This is a genomic window from Pseudomonas sivasensis (assembly GCF_052938085.1).
The window spans coordinates 4,898,035-4,917,207 of record NZ_CP176442.1 but is presented as its reverse complement, the minus strand read 5'-3'; the positions used below and the strand labels follow the sequence as shown (position 1 = coordinate 4,917,207).

Annotated in this window: 17 protein-coding genes and 1 pseudogene; 7 read left to right on the top strand and 11 right to left on the bottom strand. The window is 57.3% G+C overall.

Annotation, left to right across the window (positions count from 1 at the left end; all coding sequences use genetic code 11):
* Nucleotides 1–74 precede the first annotated feature (74 nt).
* The gene (locus tag ACKZ62_RS22730; protein WP_447095858.1) at nt 75–2,183 is read left to right on the top strand and encodes a molybdopterin oxidoreductase family protein; all 2,109 of its coding nucleotides are present in this window, start codon (nt 75–77) and stop codon (nt 2,181–2,183) included.
* 77 nt (nt 2,184–2,260) lie between these two features.
* Nucleotides 2,261–2,599, top strand: a complete 339-nt coding sequence (gene grxD, locus ACKZ62_RS22725; RefSeq protein WP_032891789.1) for a Grx4 family monothiol glutaredoxin — start codon at nt 2,261–2,263, stop codon at nt 2,597–2,599.
* Nucleotides 2,600–2,678: 79 nt separating this feature from the next.
* On the opposite strand, the gene bfr is transcribed toward grxD, so the two are convergent.
* Both bfr and ACKZ62_RS22715 read right to left on the bottom strand, forming a co-directional pair.
* Entirely contained in the window at nt 2,679–3,149 is a 471-nt protein-coding gene (gene bfr / locus ACKZ62_RS22720; protein WP_017526353.1) for a bacterioferritin, read from the bottom strand.
* Between the two features lie 201 nt (nt 3,150–3,350).
* Nucleotides 3,351–3,569 (bottom strand): bacterioferritin-associated ferredoxin, encoded by a 219-nt coding sequence (locus tag ACKZ62_RS22715; RefSeq protein WP_010564137.1) that lies wholly within the window; start codon nt 3,567–3,569, stop codon nt 3,351–3,353.
* A gap of 243 nt (nt 3,570–3,812) precedes the next feature.
* On the opposite strand from ACKZ62_RS22715, the gene ACKZ62_RS22710 reads away from it, so the two are divergent.
* Nucleotides 3,813–4,415, top strand: coding sequence for a peroxiredoxin (locus ACKZ62_RS22710; protein WP_003172097.1), 603 nt, complete (start codon nt 3,813–3,815; stop codon nt 4,413–4,415).
* Between the two features lie 66 nt (nt 4,416–4,481).
* Here the strand turns inward: ACKZ62_RS22710 and rnt are convergent, their stop codons facing one another.
* Both rnt and pyrC read right to left on the bottom strand, forming a co-directional pair.
* Nucleotides 4,482–5,153, bottom strand: a complete 672-nt coding sequence (gene rnt, locus ACKZ62_RS22705; protein WP_032891788.1) for a ribonuclease T — start codon at nt 5,151–5,153, stop codon at nt 4,482–4,484.
* Nucleotides 5,150–6,196 carry a dihydroorotase gene (pyrC, locus tag ACKZ62_RS22700; protein WP_447095857.1) on the bottom strand — a complete coding sequence of 349 codons (1,047 nt, stop codon included), beginning with the start codon at nt 6,194–6,196 and terminating at the stop codon, nt 5,150–5,152. Before pyrC ends, rnt begins: the two co-directional genes overlap by 4 nt.
* 156 nt (nt 6,197–6,352) lie before the next feature.
* On the opposite strand from pyrC, the gene ACKZ62_RS22695 reads away from it, so the two are divergent.
* The 3 genes from ACKZ62_RS22695 to ACKZ62_RS22685 all read left to right on the top strand — a co-directional run bounded on the left by ACKZ62_RS22695 (nt 6,353) and on the right by ACKZ62_RS22685 (nt 9,868).
* A complete protein-coding gene (locus tag ACKZ62_RS22695) occupies nt 6,353–7,261 on the top strand; it encodes a flagellar protein MotY (protein ID WP_032891785.1) in 909 nt (302 codons plus the stop codon).
* A 129-nt stretch (nt 7,262–7,390) separates the two neighbouring features.
* The gene (locus tag ACKZ62_RS22690) at nt 7,391–8,608 is read left to right on the top strand and encodes an argininosuccinate synthase (RefSeq protein WP_447095856.1); all 1,218 of its coding nucleotides are present in this window, start codon (nt 7,391–7,393) and stop codon (nt 8,606–8,608) included.
* A gap of 627 nt (nt 8,609–9,235) precedes the next feature.
* Nucleotides 9,236–9,868, top strand: a complete 633-nt coding sequence (locus ACKZ62_RS22685; RefSeq protein WP_447095855.1) for a response regulator — start codon at nt 9,236–9,238, stop codon at nt 9,866–9,868.
* Between the two features lie 83 nt (nt 9,869–9,951).
* Here the strand turns inward: ACKZ62_RS22685 and ACKZ62_RS22680 are convergent, their stop codons facing one another.
* The 5 genes and pseudogenes from ACKZ62_RS22680 to metG all read right to left on the bottom strand — a co-directional run bounded on the left by ACKZ62_RS22680 (nt 9,952) and on the right by metG (nt 14,323).
* On the bottom strand, nt 9,952–10,134 hold the full coding sequence (locus tag ACKZ62_RS22680; protein WP_032891782.1) for a PA3496 family putative envelope integrity protein: 183 nt from the start codon (nt 10,132–10,134) through the stop codon (nt 9,952–9,954).
* Nucleotides 10,135–10,241: 107 nt separating this feature from the next.
* A complete protein-coding gene (gene nth / locus ACKZ62_RS22675) occupies nt 10,242–10,880 on the bottom strand; it encodes an endonuclease III (RefSeq protein WP_032891781.1) in 639 nt (212 codons plus the stop codon).
* Between the two features lie 720 nt (nt 10,881–11,600).
* A pseudogene (locus ACKZ62_RS22670) lies at nt 11,601–11,966 on the bottom strand (RnfABCDGE type electron transport complex subunit B); the annotation flags it as partial.
* A 17-nt stretch (nt 11,967–11,983) separates the two neighbouring features.
* The gene (locus ACKZ62_RS22665; protein WP_177434246.1) at nt 11,984–12,154 is read right to left on the bottom strand and encodes a hypothetical protein; all 171 of its coding nucleotides are present in this window, start codon (nt 12,152–12,154) and stop codon (nt 11,984–11,986) included.
* A gap of 117 nt (nt 12,155–12,271) precedes the next feature.
* Nucleotides 12,272–14,323: a methionine--tRNA ligase gene (gene metG, locus ACKZ62_RS22660; RefSeq protein WP_122680286.1), complete on the bottom strand. Its 2,052-nt coding sequence runs from the start codon at nt 14,321–14,323 to the stop codon at nt 12,272–12,274.
* 172 nt (nt 14,324–14,495) lie between these two features.
* On the opposite strand from metG, the gene apbC reads away from it, so the two are divergent.
* Complete coding sequence (gene apbC / locus ACKZ62_RS22655) at nt 14,496–15,590, top strand: iron-sulfur cluster carrier protein ApbC (protein ID WP_099601221.1); 1,095 nt, start codon at nt 14,496–14,498, stop codon at nt 15,588–15,590.
* A gap of 497 nt (nt 15,591–16,087) precedes the next feature.
* On the opposite strand, the gene fdxA is transcribed toward apbC, so the two are convergent.
* Both fdxA and mutS read right to left on the bottom strand, forming a co-directional pair.
* On the bottom strand, nt 16,088–16,411 hold the full coding sequence (gene fdxA, locus ACKZ62_RS22650) for a ferredoxin FdxA (protein ID WP_095183956.1): 324 nt from the start codon (nt 16,409–16,411) through the stop codon (nt 16,088–16,090).
* Between the two features lie 142 nt (nt 16,412–16,553).
* Nucleotides 16,554–19,145 carry a DNA mismatch repair protein MutS gene (mutS, locus tag ACKZ62_RS22645; RefSeq protein WP_122680285.1) on the bottom strand — a complete coding sequence of 864 codons (2,592 nt, stop codon included), beginning with the start codon at nt 19,143–19,145 and terminating at the stop codon, nt 16,554–16,556.
* Between the last annotated feature and the right edge of the window lie 28 nt (nt 19,146–19,173).

Genomic DNA, 19,173 nt, shown 5'->3' with positions numbered 1-19,173 from the left:
CAGGACGAACGATACTGGCGTCTGTCATGGTCGCGGCCCATAGTCAGACCAAAGCCCCTATAAAGAGACTGGCCATGACCAAGACTCTCCATCACCGTGCGTGCCATCTATGTGAAGCCATCTGTGGCTTGACCCTGGAAACTACCCAAGCCGAAGACGGCAGCCTGGCGATTACCTCTATCAAGGGCGACGCGTTGGACACCTTCAGCCGTGGTCATATCTGCCCAAAGGCGGTGGCGTTGCAGGATATCCAGAATGACCCGGACCGCCTCCACCAGCCGATGTTGCGAACGGGCAGCGAATGGCGAGCGATCCCTTGGGACGAAGCGTTTTCCTTGGTCGCCGAGCGGCTGTCGAGTATCCAGGCCCGGCACGGGCAGAATGCGGTGGCGGTGTATCAGGGCAACCCCAGCGTGCACAACTATGGGCTGATGACTCACAGCAACTACTTCCTCGGCCTGCTCAAGACGCGCAATCGGTATTCCGCGACCTCTGTGGATCAGTTGCCTCATCACCTCACCAGCCACTTGATGTACGGCCATGGCCTGCTGCTGCCGATCCCGGACATCGATCACACCGACTTTATGCTGATCCTGGGGGGCAACCCGCTGGCTTCCAACGGCAGCATTATGACCGTACCAGATGTGGAGAAGCGCCTTAAAGCCATTCAGTCCCGGGGCGGCAAAGTGGTGGTGGTAGACCCTCGGCGCAGTGAAACGGCGGCGATTGCTGATCAACACCTATTCGTGCGGCCCGGTGGGGATGCGGCGCTGTTGTTCGGTGTGCTCAACACCTTGTTTACCGAAAACCTGACACGCGCCAGTCATTTACCGGTAGACGGTCTTGAGGACGTTCGCCGTGCTATCGCAGGCTTTACTGCCGAGGCCATGAGCCGCCAGTGTGCGGTGCCTGCCGAACAGATCCGCCAATTAGCGCGGGACTTTGCCGCAGCGGACAAGGCCGTGTGTTATGGGCGTATGGGTGTGTCGACCCAGGCGTTTGGCACGCTCTGCCATTGGTTGGTGCAGTTGATCAACCTGGTCACCGGCAACCTGGACCGGGTTGGCGGCGCCTTGTGCACCACCCCCGCGGTGGACCTGGTAGCGTCGACCGGTGGCGGGCATTTCAACCGCTGGCAAAGCCGGGTTTCCGGGCGTCCGGAGTACGGCGGCGAGTTGCCGGTGTCGGCCCTGGCTGAAGAAATGCTTACTGACGGCGAAGGGCAGATTCGCGCATTGGTCACGGTAGCGGGCAATCCTGTGCTGTCGACCCCTAACGGTCGCCAGTTGGAGCAGGCGCTGGATGGGTTGGAGTTCATGGTCAGTATCGATCTTTACATCAACGAGACCACTCGGTACGCCGATCTGATTTTGCCGTCCACCCTGGCCCTGGAAAACGATCACTACGACACCACCTTCAACATGTTTGCGGTGCGTAACGTCACCCGTTTCAACCGCGCGATCTTGCCCAAGCCCGAAGGGGCCTTGCATGACTGGGAAATTTTCGTCGGTCTGGCCACCGCCTTTGCGGCGCAGACCGGTGTTGTGCTTAAACCGACGATGCCGCCGGCCAAGATGATCGACTTCGGACTGCGTGCCGGGGCGTATGGTGATGCGTCGAGTCATAAGCTGTCGGTTGCGATGCTGGCCGATCACCCCCATGGCGTGGATTTGGGGCCGTTGCAGCCCAATCTTTCTGCGCGTTTGAAAACGGCTGACGGTAAGGTTCAGGCCGCGCCCGCTGTGATTCTTGCCGACCTGGCGCGCTTCGCCGCGCAGCCGCTGCCCATGGCTGACGAACTGCTGCTGATCGGCCGTCGGCATGTGCGCAGCAATAATTCCTGGATGCATAATTATCATCGCTTGGTGAAGGGCAAGCCCCGACATCAATTGCTGATGCATCCCGATGACCTTGTCAGTCGGCAACTGAGTGATGGTCAGCGGGTTCGCGTGAGTTCGCGCATTGGCATGATCGAGGTAGAGGTGCTGGCCAGTCTGGAGATGATGCCCGGGGTCGTCAGCCTGCCCCATGGCTGGGGTCACGCTCGCCCGGGCGTCCAGATGACCATCGCCAGCGGGCAACCGGGGGCGAGCGCGAATGACTTGACCGACGAGCGGCAGTTGGATGAGCTATCGGGGAACGCTGCGCTCAATGGCGTTCCGGTCCAGGTAGCAGCGGCCTGAGCACCCGGCTGGAATTTTGCGTTACAATGCGCCACCGTGCCGACCTGTGAGTCGCAAAGTTCCAGCCGAGGTGTTCCATGGATATCATCGAAACGATCAAAGAGCAGATTGCCAATAACACCATTCTGCTTTACATGAAGGGCGCCCCTAACGCTCCTCAGTGCGGTTTCTCCGCGAAGGCTTCCCAGGCTGTTATGCAGTGTGGCGAGAAGTTCGCTTACGTGGATATCCTGCAAAACCCGGAAATCCGCGCCAACCTGCCGAAGTACGCCAACTGGCCGACTTTCCCACAGCTGTGGGTAGCCGGTGAGCTGGTTGGCGGTAGCGATATCATCACTGAAATGGCAGCTGATGGTTCGTTGCAGACGCTGATCAAAGACGCAGCGGCAAATGCGGCGGCCAAGACTGACGCTTGATTCGCCTGCAATAAAAAGCCCCGCTTCTCGTGAGAGAGCGGGGCTTTTTTGTGGGGTTTTACCGGCAAGCCGATAAGGCTTATTCGCCCATCTGCGATTGCAGGTAATTTTCCAGGGTGACCTTGTCGATCAGGCCCAATTGGGTTTCCAGCCAGTCGATGTGTTCTTCCTGATCTTCCAGGATATCTTCCAGCAATTCACGGCTGCCGAAATCGCCTTGGGCTTCGCAGTGAGCGATGGCCGCCTTGAGGTCGCTGTGGCTCTTGCGTTCAAAGCCCAGGTCGCTGCCGATCATTTCCTGGGTGTGCTCGCCGATGTTCAGCTTGCCCAGGTCCTGGACGTTCGGTAGGCCTTCCAGGAACAGAATGCGCTTGATCAGCGCGTCTGCATCCTTCATGGCTTTGATGGATTCTTTGTATTCGCGCTTGCCAAGCTTTTCCAGGCCCCAATCGTCGTACATGCGTGCATGCAGAAAGTACTGATTGATCGCGACCAGTTCATTGGCAAGGATTTTGTTGAGTTGCTGGATGACTGAGATGTCGCCTTTCATGACTGGGGTCCTGCCCTGTAATAGCTGTGTATAGGGCGGAGTTTGAGCGGCGAAAACCTCAGTGTCAAACCTAAGTTATTGAATAATAAATGAAAATTAATCGGAATAAGAATGTTTGTGTTCCGCGTCTTGGGGCTAACTAATTGAATTACAGGCATAAAAAAACCGGACACTAAGTCCGGCTCTTTAAAACACGCCTATTTAAGCGTGTGTAAATTCTGCTGAGTAGGGGAGTGCTGCCTGGGCTGTCTGCAGCTGCGTCAGGGTTTCCCGTACCACTTGCTTGGCGAGGCAGGCACATTTGCCACATTGGCTGGCAACGCCAGTGGTTTCACGTACTTCCTTATAGCTGCAGCAACCTTCATAGATTGCTTCGCGGATTTGTCCGTCGGTGACGCCAGTACAGAGGCACACATACATAGGGAGAACCGTCGCGGGGTTAAGGCTTAAGTGCGATGGATCTTAATGTTAACGAGAATGATTGTCAAAGTAGATTCGTAGGGTATTTGCCCGCACCGCCCTCACGCTGACGAACGGTTTTTTCAGTGTATGATGGTCGGTCTTCACGAAGCGTGACTGCGTCTCAGGGCTGTCGCTTGAATGCGGCAGACTCAAGGCCGGTCCTTTTACTTCAATCGTCACCCTTACATCAGGAGATACCTAATGAGCGTACTCGTCGGCAAACAAGCCCCGGATTTCGACGTACCTGCCGTGCTCGGCAATGGCGAAATCGTTGACAGCTTCAAACTGTCTGAAGCCATTAAAGGCAAATACGGCCTGGTGTTCTTCTACCCGCTGGACTTCACTTTCGTCTGCCCTTCGGAGCTGATCGCTCTGGACCACCGCATGGACGATTTCAAGGCGCGTAACGTTGAAGTGGTCGCCGTTTCCATCGACTCCCATTTCACCCACAACGCCTGGCGCAACACTGCCATCAACGATGGCGGCATCGGCAAAGTCAAATACACCATGGCTGCCGACATGAAGCACGACATTGCCAAGGCTTACGACGTTGAGTCCGAAGGCGGCGTGGCTTTCCGTGGCGCGTTCCTGATCGATGACAAAGGCGTTGTCCGCTCGCAGATCATCAACGACCTGCCGCTGGGCCGTAACATGGAAGAGCTGATTCGCCTGGTCGACGCTCTGCAATTCCACGAAGAGCACGGCGAAGTGTGCCCTGCCAACTGGAAGAAGGGCGACAAAGGCATGAACGCTTCGCCAGAAGGCGTTGCGGCTTACCTGACCGAGAACGCTGGCAAGCTGTAAGCCAGAATCGAGGTACAAAGAAACCGGCCTGTAACAGGCCGGTTTTTTTATAGGCGGGATTTGAACTCAGTCGCCGAAGTCTTCCCAGCCGCCCATCTGCTTCCAGCGGTTGACGATGCCGCAGAACAGATCAGCGGTCTTTTCTGTGTCGTATCGGGCCGAGTGGGCTTCGCGACCGTCGAAATCGATACCGGCGGCCTGGCAGGCTTTGGCCAATACGGTCTGACCGTAGGCGAGGCCGGCAAGGGTTGCGGTGTCGAAGCTGGAGAACGGGTGAAACGGGTTGCGCTTCATGTCCAACCGCGCCACGGCTGCGTTCAGGAAACCCAGGTCGAAGCTGCTGTTATGCCCGACCAGGATCGCGCGTTTGCAGCCATTGGCCTTCAACGCCTTGCGCACTCCACGGAAGATATCGGTCAGCGCTGCTTCTTCACTCACCGCCATGCGCAGTGGGTGATCAAGCTTGATCCCTGTGAACTCCAGGGCTGCCGCTTCAATGTTGGCACCTTCAAACGGCTCGACGCGGAAGAAGTGGGTGTGTTCTGGATACACAAAGCCCTGTTCGTCCATGCCGATGGTCGTCGCGGCAATTTCCAGCAGCGCGTCGGTGGCGCAATTGAAACCGCCGGTTTCTACGTCGATAACGACAGGCAGATAGCCACGGAAACGTTCGGCCATTGGGTGGCGCGAACCACCACCGCCGTGTTCCTGGTCGTCATCGTAATGGTCTTCACTCACTTGCTTTCCTCCAGCAGGCGCCAGCGCAGTGTTTCACCGGCGCGCAGCGGGATAACGGTCAGCTCGCCAAATGGCAGGCTGGCAGGGGCGGTCCAGTCTTCACGGACCAGGGTAATGCGGTCGGTATTCGCCGGCAGGCCATAGAAACGTGGGCCGTTGAGGCTGGCGAAACCCTCGAGTTTGTCCAAGGCGTTGCGTTGTTCGAACGCTTCTGCGTACAGCTCGATGGCGGCATAAGCGGTGTAGCAACCGGCACAGCCGCACGCGGCTTCCTTGGCGTGCTGGGCGTGAGGCGCGGAGTCGGTGCCGAGGAAAAACTTCGGATTACCGCTGGTCGCGGCATCCAGCAAGGCCACCTGGTGGGTATTGCGCTTGAGGATTGGCAGGCAATAGAAGTGCGGCCGAATCCCGCCCACCAGCATGTGGTTGCGGTTGTACAGCAGGTGATGGGCGGTGATGGTTGCGCCTACGTTGGCCGAGGCCTCGGTGACGAACTGCACGGCATCGGCCGTGGTGATGTGCTCGAACACCACCTTGAGGGTCGGGAATAGCTCGACCACGCGGCGCATGTGCTCGTCGATGAAGATCTTCTCGCGATCGAACACGTCCACGTCGCCACGGGTAACTTCACCGTGGATCAGCAGCGGCATGCCCACTTCGGCCATGGCTTGGATGGCGGGCAGGATCTTGTCGATACTGGTCACGCCGGAGTCGGAGTTGGTGGTCGCGCCAGCAGGGTACAGCTTGGCGGCGTGCACATAACCGCTGGCTTTGGCCTCGCGAATTTCTTCGGGCTGGGTGCGGTCGGTGAGGTAGAGCACCATCAACGGTTCGAAGCGGCTGCCGGCCGGTCGTGCAGCGAGGATACGCTGGCGATAGGCATCGGCTTCAGCGGCGTTACGCACCGGTGGTACCAGGTTAGGCATGATGATGGCGCGGCCAAACGTACGCGCTACATCGGCCACGGTTTGGGGCAACGCAGCACCATCGCGAAGATGAATATGCCAGTCGTCGGGACGCAGCAGGGTCAGGCGGTCGGACATTGGGGATTCCAGGCGGGTCAATCTGGTGGGAATGCTACCGGAAAAGACTCTTGCAGGCACTCGCTATCAAGTTTTGCAGGATGCATCCGATAGCCTTTCGTATGCCTTATCGATGTATGACGCTTTGAAGTGTTGTAGAAACCAGTGGAGCCTCCCGTGCGCCAGCATTATCTAGCCCTGCTCAGTGTGTTCGCCAGCCTGCCTGCGATGGCCCTCACGTTCCAGACACGTCTGGAGAATATTGAGTGGAAAGTAGAGGGCGACAAGTTCGAGTGCCGCCTGACCCAACCGATCACTGATTTCGGTTCGGGTGAGTTCGTGCGCCGGGCGGGTGAGCAGGCGACGTTCCGTCTGAAAGCCTATAACGGATCGCTGGGCGCAGGATCGGCCACCTTGTTGGCTGCCGCTGCCCCTTGGCAGCCCGGTCGGGGTGACATCAACCTCGGTGCCGTACGTGCTGGCAGCGGTGATGTGCTGTTCAACAGCTCTCAAGCCCAGGCTGGGCGTCTGTTCAACGGTTTGCTCGATGGCCGCTCGCCCACCGTGCGGCACTATGGGCGTGAGGGCGGCTATTCAGAAATTCGCCTGCTGCCGGTGAAATTCAACAAGGCCTACAGCGACTATCAGCTGTGCACGGCCAAGTTGTTGCCGATGAATTACGATCAGGTCAAGCAGACTGAAGTCGGCTTCCCTGGGGGGGGCATCGAGCTCGACGCCGCGGCCAAGCAGAAGCTGGCAGTGATTCTCGAATTCATGAAAGCGGATCCTACCGTCAACCATGTCGAATTGAATGGCCATTCGGACAACAGTGGCAATCGCCTGAGCAATCGCGATGTTTCACGCCGCCGCGCGCTGGCGGTGATGGACTACTTCAAGGCCAATGGTATCCAGGAGTCCCAGATTACCCTGCGTTTCCATGGCGAAAGTTACCCCTTGGCGCCCAATACCAATGCCGCCAACCGGGCCCGCAACCGCCGTGTGAATATTCAGCTCGAACGTGTGGCTGTCCCCGAGAAACCGGCGCCCCAGGCGGCGGGGCCGAGCAACCCAGCACACACCTCCTGACGTGCGACCATCGGTCGCTCGCTCGACATAATCTGTCGCTTTATCTTCATTTGCTGTCGCGCCCCTGTAAATCCACGGTTTTGATCGGTAGAATCGACGCCTTTCCGTACAACCCCGTGGAGTGATGGCATGGCCGACGTAAACAAGGTCGTTCTCGCGTATTCCGGCGGCCTGGACACTTCGGTGATCCTCAGGTGGCTGCAGGATACTTATAACTGTGAAGTGGTGACCTTCACCGCTGACCTGGGTCAGGGCGAAGAGGTCGAACCTGCACGTGCCAAGGCGCAAGCCATGGGCGTGAAAGAGATCTACATTGACGACCTGCGCGAAGAATTCGTCCGCGATTTCGTCTTCCCGATGTTTCGCGCCAACACCGTCTATGAAGGCGAGTACCTGCTGGGTACCTCCATCGCACGTCCGCTGATCGCCAAGCGCCTGATCGAAATCGCCAACGAAACCGGCGCTGACGCCATTTCCCATGGCGCTACCGGCAAGGGCAACGACCAGGTACGTTTCGAGCTGGGTGCCTACGCGCTCAAGCCCGGCGTGAAAGTGATTGCCCCTTGGCGCGAATGGGACCTGCTGTCCCGTGAAAAGCTGATGGATTACGCTGAAAAGCATGCAATCCCGATCGAGCGTCATGGCAAGAAGAAATCCCCGTACTCGATGGACGCCAACCTGCTGCACATCTCCTATGAAGGCGGCGTGCTGGAAGACACCTGGACCGAGCACGAAGAAGACATGTGGAAATGGACCGTCTCCCCGGAGAACGCTCCAGACAAGCCGCAGTACCTGGAGCTCACCTACCGCAACGGCGACATCGTCGCACTGGACGGTGTCGAAATGACCCCGGCCACTGTGCTGGCGACCCTGAACCGTATCGGTGGCGAACACGGTATCGGCCGTCTCGACATCGTAGAGAACCGCTATGTGGGCATGAAGTCCCGTGGCTGCTACGAAACCCCAGGCGGCACCATCATGCTGCGCGCTCACCGCGCCATCGAGTCCATTACCCTGGACCGCGAAGTGGCTCACCTCAAAGACGAGCTGATGCCCAAGTACGCCAGCCTGATCTACACCGGCTACTGGTGGAGCCCAGAGCGTCTGATGCTGCAACAGATGATCGACGCCTCCCAGGCTCACGTGAACGGCGTTGTGCGCCTGAAACTGTACAAGGGTAATGTGATCGTTACCGGTCGCAAGTCTGATGATTCGTTGTTCGACGCCAACATCGCCACCTTCGAAGAAGATGGCGGCGCTTACAACCAGGCTGACGCAGCAGGCTTTATCAAGTTGAACGCACTGCGCATGCGCATTGCCGCTAATAAAGGCCGCTCGTTATTCTGAGTGTTTAGCTTGTTTTGAAGAATGGCCCCTTGTTCAAGGGGCCATTTTTTTTGCCTGAGTATTCTAAATAGATCGGTATTGTTTAACGTTGTTTAATCAGTGTTCAAACTTATCCGGATAGTGTGTTTTTTTCTCGATTGCTGTGTGCTGTCTGCGATTTTTTTGTAGGGAGGAATGAATTTTTTACATCTGCATAGGAACTAGTCTTACAGATAATTCACTCATGTTGGTGCGGGAGAATATGTGAGAGACCTAAGACTCTGTAGTAAATAGGGATGTAAAAAAATATGTTAAATGGAACTGAAACTACCGACTTTTCTCCACCAGCTCCAGTATCCGTAGTCGAAAGACAAGGGGCATTTCCTGATAGTTGTGTGGGGCTCGTTCACGTTCTGCCCTTGGTAACCTGGAAATTTTACTCAAAATGTGTGATGGGACGGAAAGGTCTGAAAGGCTCCATAAAACCGGAAACATTCGAATCGGTGTTTTTTTGTAGGGCGTTTCCTTTATCGCTGTGGGTTGGGTCTCTGCTTGCTGTTGCTCGGGGGGGGACGCTATGCCAACTATGAAACGACTAGGCTATTGTGCTTGCTCTAAATAATTCGAACAGCGAAATTGGACTTTCTCATGAATAAAGTGCTGATCGTGGATGATCATCCCGTCATTCGTCTTGCTGTGCGTATGCTAATGGAGCGTCATGGTTATGAGGTCGTTGCCGAGACCAATAACGGTGTCGATGCGTTGCAACTTGCGCGGGAGCATATGCCGGACATTGTCATATTGGATATTGGGATTCCCAAACTCGATGGCCTGGAAGTTATTTGCAGGTTCTCGTCTGCCAAACAACCTATACCCTTTAAGGTGCTGGTGCTCACATCCCAGGCCCCAGGTCACTTTTCCATGCGTTGTATGCAGGCGGGCGCTGCGGGTTATGTGTGCAAACAGCAGGACTTGACTGAATTGCTGAGTGCGATCAAAGCGGTTTTGTCGGGTTACAGCTACTTTCCAAACCAGGCACTCAACTCGGTACGCTCCACCATGGGCAACGCCAGTGAGGCTGATATGGTCGAGCGGTTGTCAGGCAGGGAAATGATGGTGTTGCAGCAACTGGCTCGGGGCCGTACGAACAAGGAAATCGCCGACGGTATGTTCCTCAGCAACAAGACTGTCAGCACCTACAAGACTCGCTTGTTGCTTAAGCTCAATGCTCGTTCCCTGGTGGATTTGATCGAACTGGCCCAGCGCAACGGCTTGGTATAGAAGGCTTGCAGGCTGCACCTAGCCCAGCATAGTCCGCAGAAAAAAGCCTCCGTAAGGGAGGCTTCCGGCCCTCGACCGCTGGCTTAGAGATCGAAGTCGTAGTCGGCCAGTTGTTTTTGCAAGCGTCGTTCTTCCAGAAGATTGTCGATAGTACGGCGTTTGCTCAGATTGGTCTTGGCGACCTCTATCACGGGAGCCTCTGCACCATCATCATCCGACTCAACGAGGTCGTCTTCCACATCCAACTGTTCTTTGTCAGTGCTCATAACGTTAACTCCGGAGTAAGACTGCCGTTGGCGCTCCTTATAACGATAATCCATGAACGGGTAAAAAAGATTTTTTCAATCGACTGATCGAGAAAACTAATGCCCCCTCAATCGTCCGACGTTTTGTCCTTGTATTCGCACAGGTCTTCGATACGGCAGCTGCCGCAGCGTGGCTTGCGTGCCTGGCAAACGTAGCGCCCGTGCAGGATCAGCCAATGGTGGGAGTCGAGCAAGTAGGGCTTTGGCACGAACTTCATCAACTGCTTTTCTACCTCAACCACGTTCTTGCCACGTGCAATGCCCGTTCGGTTGCTGACCCGGAAGATATGAGTGTCCACGGCCATGGTCAGTTGCCGGAATGCAGTGTTGAGCACAACGTTGGCGGTTTTGCGGCCCACACCCGGCAAGGCTTCCAATGCTTCACGGGTTTGCGGCACTTCGCTTCCATGCAGCTCTACCAGCAGGCGGCAGGTTTCAATGACGTTTTTGGCCTTACTGTTGTAGAGGCCAATGGTCTTGATGTATTCCGACAACCCATCCACGCCTAACGCATAAATCGCCTCTGGCGTGTTTGCCACGGGATACAGCTTGGCCGTGGCCTTGTTGACGCCAACGTCCGTGGATTGGGCCGACAGGATCACCGCAATCAGCAACTCGAACGGCGAGGAGTATGCCAGTTCGGTCTTGGGTTCCGGATTGTCTTCGTGAAGTCTGCGGAAAATTTCCAGGCGTTTTGCGGCGTTCATGAGGCAGAAGATTCCTTGTTGGCGAGCAACGTGGTTTCGAATAGTGGGCCCAAGCTTGGAACCCTGCTACCAGTCACCGCGAAGTCTGAATTCCGAGCGCCCATCGATAGCGTGAGTACAACCATACTTGGCGGCGTGCCCAGCCACACGTCAAGCACCATGGGCATCTACCTGACGCTGGGCTTCATCGAGCTTGTTTTGCGCATCGGCCAATTGTTGTGCATCGGCCTGTTGATCCTGGGCTTTCTTCAATTCGGCGCGGCGCATCGCCAGTTGGATTTTGGCGCGCTTGAGGCCAGCGGTGTTGCTCACAGGCGCTGCGGGAATGTTGGCGGGTTCAAGTTTGGCCAGTGCCTGCTCAGCTGCCTCAAACTGTTGTTGTAGGACGATCAACTGGGATTGCTGGTCAAACGTCGGCGGATGCCCGAAGGCCTTCAATGATTTATGCAACTGAGCGCGGCTCATCGCGACATTGACTTTGGCTTTTTTCACCGCCGCGTCCTGTGCGGCCTGTGCTCCATCCAGCGGCACAGGCGTCACCTGCGCTGGACGTTTGGCCCGCGCCAGACGTTCTGCGAGCTTGTGGTCCTCTTCCCGTTGCAGGCGCGCGTTACGTTGCTCGAAGCGCCAACGTGCGCGATTGCGCTTGATATCACGTTCATGCCGCTCTTCGTCGTTGGCCGCCAAGCCACCTACGATAGGCAGTACGGTGATCGGAGGACGCATCTCGATGCAGTCTACCGGGCAGGGCGCGACGCAGAGGTCACAGCCCGTGCACTCGTCGATAATCACTGTGTGCATAAACTTGGCTGCGCCGACGATGGCATCCACCGGGCAGGCCTGGATGCACTTGGTGCACCCTATGCACTCGGCCTCGCGGATATACGCAACCTGCGCAGGCGCCTCGCCACGGGTGGTGTCCAGTTCCAGCAGCGGCAGGCTCAGCAACTGCGCCAGGCCCGCAATCGTTTCATACCCACCCGGCGGGCACTTATTGATGGCCTCGCCCTGGGCGATGCCCTCGGCGTAAGGCTTGCACCCTGGGTGTCCGCACTTGCCGCATTGGGTCTGCGGCAGCAGTGCGTCGATACGTTGAATCAGGCTCATGTTTTGATCATTGCATTGAAGCCCCGGAATGCTAGCGCCATCAGCTCGACCGGTAGGCCGCGAAAAGGTAGGAAAATGTCATTGCCCGCGATCTGCTGGCGTAAGTCGCTGAACAGTCTCAGCAACGGCCAAAAACCGAGACCGGTGTCCAGGCTCATCGCGAACATGTGAGGTAGGACCTTTGCGTGTGAGTCCACAGCAATACCAGGCCCAACACGCCCGCGTTATCCAGCCATAAGCTATCTATAGCCCTGTCGCCGAGACGACAGGGCTGTATTGCAGCGTTACTTGATGCGCTGACCCGGCTTGGCGCCGCTATCAGGGCTCAGCAGGTAGATCTCTTCACCCCCAGGGCCGGCCGCCATCACCATGCCTTCGGAGATACCGAACTTCATTTTTCGAGGCTTGAGGTTGGCGATCATCATGGTCAGGCGACCATCGAGCTTGGACGGATCCGGATAAGCGCTTTTGATCCCGGAAAACACATTGCGTTGCTCGTCACCGATATCCAGCGTCAGGCGCAGCAGTTTGTCGGCACCTTCTACGGCTTCCGCCTTGATGATCAGCGCAACACGGAGGTCAACGGCGGCAAACGCGTCAAACTCGATTTCCGGAGAAAGTGGGTCTTTGGCCAATTCACCATTTCCTGTTGGTGCAGTCGAACCGGTATCGGTCTGGCTAGCAACGAGGTCTTCTTTCGAAGCGTCGGTCATGGCTTGGACTTTCACGGGATCGATGCGGGTCATCAGCGGCTTGAACTCGTTCAACTGGTGGTTGCTGAGCAAGGTGGTGTGGTCGTTCCAGGTCAGTGGCGCAACATTGAGGAACGCCTCCGCGTCGGCTGCCAGCAACGGCAGAACCGGTTTGAGGAAGATCACCAACTGGCGGAACAGATTGACACCTGTGGCGCAGATCGCCTGCACTTCCGCCTGCTTGCCTTCCTGCTTGTTCAACGACCACGGGGCCTTATCGGCGATCCAGGCGTTGGCGCGGTCGGCCAGGCCCATGATCTCGCGCATCGCGCGGGCAAAGTCGCGGGCTTCATAGGCGTCGGCGATGCTTGGCGCGGCGGCCCGGAACGCATCGGTCAGTTCCGGTGCGGCATTTTCTGCCACCAGTAAGCCGGCGTTGCCCTTGTGGATAAATCCGGCGCAACGGCTGGCGATGTTCACGACTTTGCCCACAAGGTCCGAGTTGACCTTCTGTACGAAGTCTTCCAGGTTCAGGTCGAGGTCGTCGACGCCACGGCCCAATTTGGATGCGTAGTAGTAGCGCAGGTATTCCGGGGACAGGTGGTCCAGGTAGGTGCGCGCCTTGATGAATGTGCCACGGGACTTGGACATCTTCTGCCCGTTGACCGTCAGGTAGCCGTGCACTGCAATGCCAGTAGGCTTGCGGTAGCCCGAACCTTCGAGCATCGCTGGCCAGAACAGTGCGTGGAAATTGACGATGTCCTTGCCGATGAAGTGGTACAGCTCGGCGGTGGAGTCCTTGCCCCAGAACGCGTCGAAGTCCAGCTCCGGCGTACGGTCGCAGAGGTTCTTGAAACTGGCCATGTAGCCGATCGGTGCGTCCAGCCAGACATAGAAGTACTTGCCTGGCTCGTCTGGGATCTCGAAGCCGAAGTACGGCGCGTCGCGCGAGATGTCCCACTGTTGCAGGCCCGCATCCAGCCATTCGGCGATCTTGTTGGCCACGGCATCCTGAAGGGTGCCGCTGCGGGTCCAGGTTTGCAGCATCTGCTGAAAATCCGGGAGCTTGAAGAAGAAGTGTTGGGAATCCTTGAGCACCGGTGTGGCGCCGGAGATGGCCGACTTCGGATCCTTCAGATCGGTGGGCGCATAGGTCGCACCGCATTTTTCGCAGTTGTCGCCGTACTGGTCTTCGGTGCCGCATTTCGGGCAGGTGCCCTTGATGAAGCGATCGGCCAGGAACATTTTCTTTTCCGGGTCGAAATACTGTGTGATCGAACGCTGGGCAATGTGCCCGGCGTCGCGCAGCCGCAGGTAGATCTGGTTCGACAGTTCGCGGTTTTCTTCAGCGTGAGTCGAGTGGAAGTTATCGAAATCCACCAGGAACTCGGCAAAGTCGGCGCTGTGTTCAGCCTGCACATTGGCGATCAGTTGTTCCGGGGTGATGCCTTCCTTTTCGGCGCGCAGCATGATGGCCGAACCGTGGGCGTCGTCCGCGCAGACATAAATGCATTGGTTGCCGCGATGCTTCTGGAAGCGCACCCACATATCGGTCTGGATGTACTCAAGCATATGGCCAAGATGGATAGAACCATTGGCATAGGGCAGGGCGCTGGTGACGAGGATCTTGCGTGGCTCGGACATGGGGCTCGGCTACTTGATGAAACGGAGGTCGGCCACTATAAAGCGCCAGGAAATTTATTTCACCCCGTGGCGCTGTTTCAGCATCTTCCCCATCTTCGAAAGCATGCCGTTAAGCGGCCGGAACGGTTAGGATAGCCGCCTGTTTCAGTCAGTCTTTTTTCGGGAGTAGCCCATGAGCGCCGTGAATCGCGCAGCGGTGGAAGCCGTTCTTCGCCAGTACACCGACCCCTATTTGAATCAGGACCCGGTCAGTGCCGGTTGTGTGCGCGCCATTGAGGTCCAGGGCGATCAGGTGTCGGTCCACCTGGAGCTGGGCTATGCCGCCGGTCTGTTCAAGAGTGGCTGGGCGCAGATGCTGCAAATCGCCATTGAAGGTCTGGATGGTGTGGCATCTGCCAAGGTCGACATCCAGTGCGTAATCGCGCCGCACAAGGCTCAGGCGCAGATCCCGGGCCTGGCTAACGTCAAGAATGTAATTGCCGTGGCGTCAGGCAAGGGCGGCGTGGGGAAATCCACCACGGCTGCCAACCTTGCCCTGGCCTTGGCCCGTGAAGGCGCGCGTGTGGGCATTCTAGACGCTGATATCTATGGCCCAAGCCAAGGCGTGATGTTCGGAATTGCAGAAGGCACGCGGCCTAAGGTCAAGGATCAGAAGTGGTTCGTGCCTATCGAATCTCTTGGCGTGGAAGTCATGTCCATGGCGTTCCTGACCGATGACAACACGCCGATGGTATGGCGTGGCCCGATGGTCTCCGGCGCCTTACTGCAATTGGTTACGCAGACCGCCTGGGGCGATTTGGATTACCTGGTCATCGACATGCCGCCAGGCACTGGCGATATCCAACTGACCCTCGCGCAGAAAGTCCCTGTGGCCGGCTCGGTGATCGTGACCACGCCCCAGGATTTGGCGCTGCTCGATGCCAAAAAAGGTGTGGAGATGTTCCGTAAGGTCAACATCCCGGTGCTGGGTGTCGTGGAGAACATGGCCGTGCACATTTGCTCCAACTGCGGCCACGCTGAGCATCTGTTTGGTGAAGGCGGCGGTGAAAAGCTGGCGACCCAGTACGGGGTTGAGTTGCTGGCTTCGTTGCCGTTGTCGATGGCGATTCGAGAACAGGCCGACGGCGGTAAACCTACTGTTGCTGCCGAGCCTGATGGTCAGATCGCCATGGTTTATCAGGAGCTGGCCCGTCACGTGGGGGCGCGGATCGTACTGCAGGAAGCATCAGCACCGGCAATGCCGACGATTACGGTGAGCGAAGACTGAAAAGGTTGCAGCGAAAAAAGCCTCGCGTTGTCGGGGCTTTTTCTTGCTCGCAAAACCGCCCACGAATATTAGTTGCGCATTTACGCAATCAGGCGTGTAAGCAATCGCCTACTTTTGCGTAAGTGTTTGGGTTTTTTACCTGGCGTGTGCGGCTAAAATCGATGAAGGCATTTTCTATCTATATGAAATATAAAGATTATTTATCTTCGCCAGAGAGCGATCACGTGTCGGTCGGCGATTTGGATCCCATTGAACTTCCCTTGGAACTCTCTAACATCAGTCCTGTGTCCACGGATTGACACAGCCATTAAGGAACGATGGCTCAGGGAACATCGCAGGATGCGATTCATCAGGATGATGAAAAGGAATAAAGGGACTAGGGAAAAAATGTGGGCGGGTCATACCGCCCCTTTTTTTTGCCTGCAAAAAAGTAAATGCCTGCTCCAGAATGCAAAAAAGCCCCGGAAAGGGGCTTTTTCAGTTGGGCGGCGGCGCTATTAGCGCTCCAGGTGTTTGATCTTACCTTTTTTACCATCCCAATCTTCTGCGTCAGGCAGCGAGTCTTTCTTCTCAGTGATGTTCGGCCAGATCTCCGCCAGCTCGACGTTCAACTGAATAAATTCCTGCATATCCGCCGGGACTTCATCCTCGGAGAAGATAGCGACGGCCGGGCATTCTGGTTCACACAGGGCGCAATCAATGCACTCATCCGGGTGGATGACCAGGAAATTCGGGCCTTCGTAGAAGCAGTCCACCGGACACACTTCGACGCAGTCGGTGTACTTGCACTTGATGCAGTTGTCGGTAACGACGAAGGTCATTTCTAATTTTCTCCTCAGGCGGCGGCAGCGAAACCCTGTGTGGCAGGGCTCGCGAGGTTCGGGAGCGATAGTCTGCAGGCCAGGCTAAGAGCCCGCAGCATCCCAAACCGCGCGAGAGTCTACCAGCTTGCAAGCGTCTGCGTTATATCCGAACTTGCAGTGCATATAACATTTCGAGCGCTTTACGCGGTGTTAAGCCGTCCAGGTCAAGCTTGGCCAGCTCATCCAGCACGGGGTGTGGCAGGCTGGCGAACATATCGCTCTGGTGAGGCGCGGCAGGTTTGTTGGCGGTCTTGGCTGGGCTGGTAACCACGGTTTCATGGGGCAGAGCCGTGGTTTCCAGGCGACTGAGGTGTTCACGGGCACGCACGATCACGTCGTTCGGCACACCGGCCAATTGCGCCACCGCCAGTCCGTAACTTTGGCTCGCGGGCCCAGGCAACACATGATGAAGGAACACGATGCGTTCGTTGTGCTCAGTGGCATTGAGGTGCACGTTGGCCACCAGTGGCTCGCTTTCCGGCAGCACCGTCAGTTCGAAGTAGTGGGTGGCAAACAGTGTGTAAGCCCGCAGATGCGCCAATCGCTCGGCGGCTGCCCATGCCAGGGACAAACCGTCGAAGGTGCTGGTGCCGCGACCCACTTCGTCCATCAGCACCAGGCTGCGCTCGGTGGCGTTGTGCAGGATGTTGGCGGTTTCGCTCATTTCCACCATAAAGGTCGAGCGGCCACCGGCCAGGTCATCGCTGGAGCCGATCCGGGTGAAAATCCGGTCCACCAGGGACAGTTCGCAACTGGCCGCCGGCACAAAGCTGCCGATATGCGCCAGCAACACGATTAAAGCGGTCTGGCGCATGTAGGTCGATTTACCACCCATGTTAGGACCGGTGATCACCAGCATGCGTGTATCGTCGTCCAGGGACAGGTCGTTGGCGACGAACGGCGTGGTCAAGACCTGTTCCACCACCGGATGGCGGCCCTGCACGATGCGCATGCACGGTTCGCTGACAAAGCGTGGGCAGTTGAGATCAAGGTTCAACGCACGTTCGGCAAGGTTGCTCAATACATCCAGCTCCGCCAGGGCGGCGGCAGTGTCCTGCAGCGGCGCCAGTTGGCTGATCAAGTCTTCGAGCAAGGTCTCATAGAGCATTTTCTCGCGGGCCAGGGCACGGCTCTTGGCTGACAGCGCCTTGTCTTCGAACTCTTTGAGTTCCGGTGTGATAAAGCGCTCGGCGCCTTTGAGGGTCTGGCGACGTTGATAATCGATCGGTGCCGACTCGGCCTGCTTGCTTGGTAACTCAATAAAGTAGCCGTGCACGCGGTTGTAGCCGACCTTCAGGTTGGCGAGGCCGGTGCGGGCTTTTTCGCGGGCTTCCAGGTCAATCAGGAACTGCCCGGCGTTTTCGCTCAGGGCTTGTAGTTCATCCAGCTCAGTGTCGTAACCGGTCTTCAATACACCACCGTCACGGATGATCGCCGGCGGGTTATCGATGATGGCTTTTTCCAGCAACGCGGCCAGTTCCGGGTAGGTGCCCGCCGTGATTGCGAGCTGTTGCAGGTGCGGCGTGTCCAACTCGGTCATCGCCACTTGCAACTGCGGCAGGGCGCCAAGGGCGTCGCGCAGGCGTGCCAAGTCACGAGGGCGCGCATTTCGCAGTCCAATCCGTGCCAGGATCCGCTCAATGTCACCGATTTCTTTCAGCTGTGGCTGGAGCTTTTCAAAGCGATAGCCATCCAGCAGGCAGGTAATAGAGGTTTGACGCGCTTGCAGTACGCTCAGATCCCGCAGCGGACGATTCAGCCAGCGTGTCAGAAGGCGGCTGCCCATGGCAGTCTGGCAGCGGTCGACCACCGATTGCAGCGTGTTGTCACGCCCGCCGGACAGGTTGGTGTCCAGTTCCAGATTGCGACGGCTGGCACCATCGAGCACCACGGTATCGTCCAGGCGCTCATGGCGCAGGCTGCGCAAATGCGGCAGGGCAGTGCGCTGGGTTTCCTTGGCGTAGCTGAGCAGGCAACCGGCGGCGCCGATGGCCAGGGTCAGGGTTTCGCAGCCGAAGCCTTTCAGGTCTTGTACCGAGAACTGCTGGCACAGGCTTTTGAGCGCCGAATCACGCTCGAAATCCCACGGCGCACGGCGCTTGGTCCCACGGCGTTTTTCCGCCGGCAGGTCCTTCGGCCAATCGTCCGGGATCAGCAGTTCAACAGGATTGATGCGCTCCAACTCCGCCAGCAAGTTCTCCCAGCCCTTGATCTCCAGCACGCTGAAATTGCCGCTGGTGATGTCCAGCACGGAAAGGCCGAACAGCCGTTCATCGCCCAACACCGCAGCGATCAGGTTATCGCGACGCTCATCCAGCAGCGCCTCATCACTCACCGTGCCCGGTGTAATGATGCGCACCACCTGACGCTCTACCGGCCCCTTGCTGGTCGCCGGGTCGCCGATCTGCTCACAGATCACCACCGACTCGCCCAGCTTCACTAGCTTGACCAGATAGCCTTCCAACGAATGGTAAGGAATCCCACACATTGGAATTGACTGTCCCGCCGACTGCCCGCGTGCGGTCAAGGTAATGTCCAGCAACTTGGCGGCCTTCTTCGCGTCTTCATAGAAGATCTCGTAGAAGTCGCCCATGCGATAGAACATCAACTGATCAGGGTGCTGGTTTTTCAGGCGCCAGTATTGCTGCATCATTGGCGTATGGGAGGACAGATCGGAAGTGTGTTTACTCATCAGATAGTTAGCAAATTCGTTGAAAGGA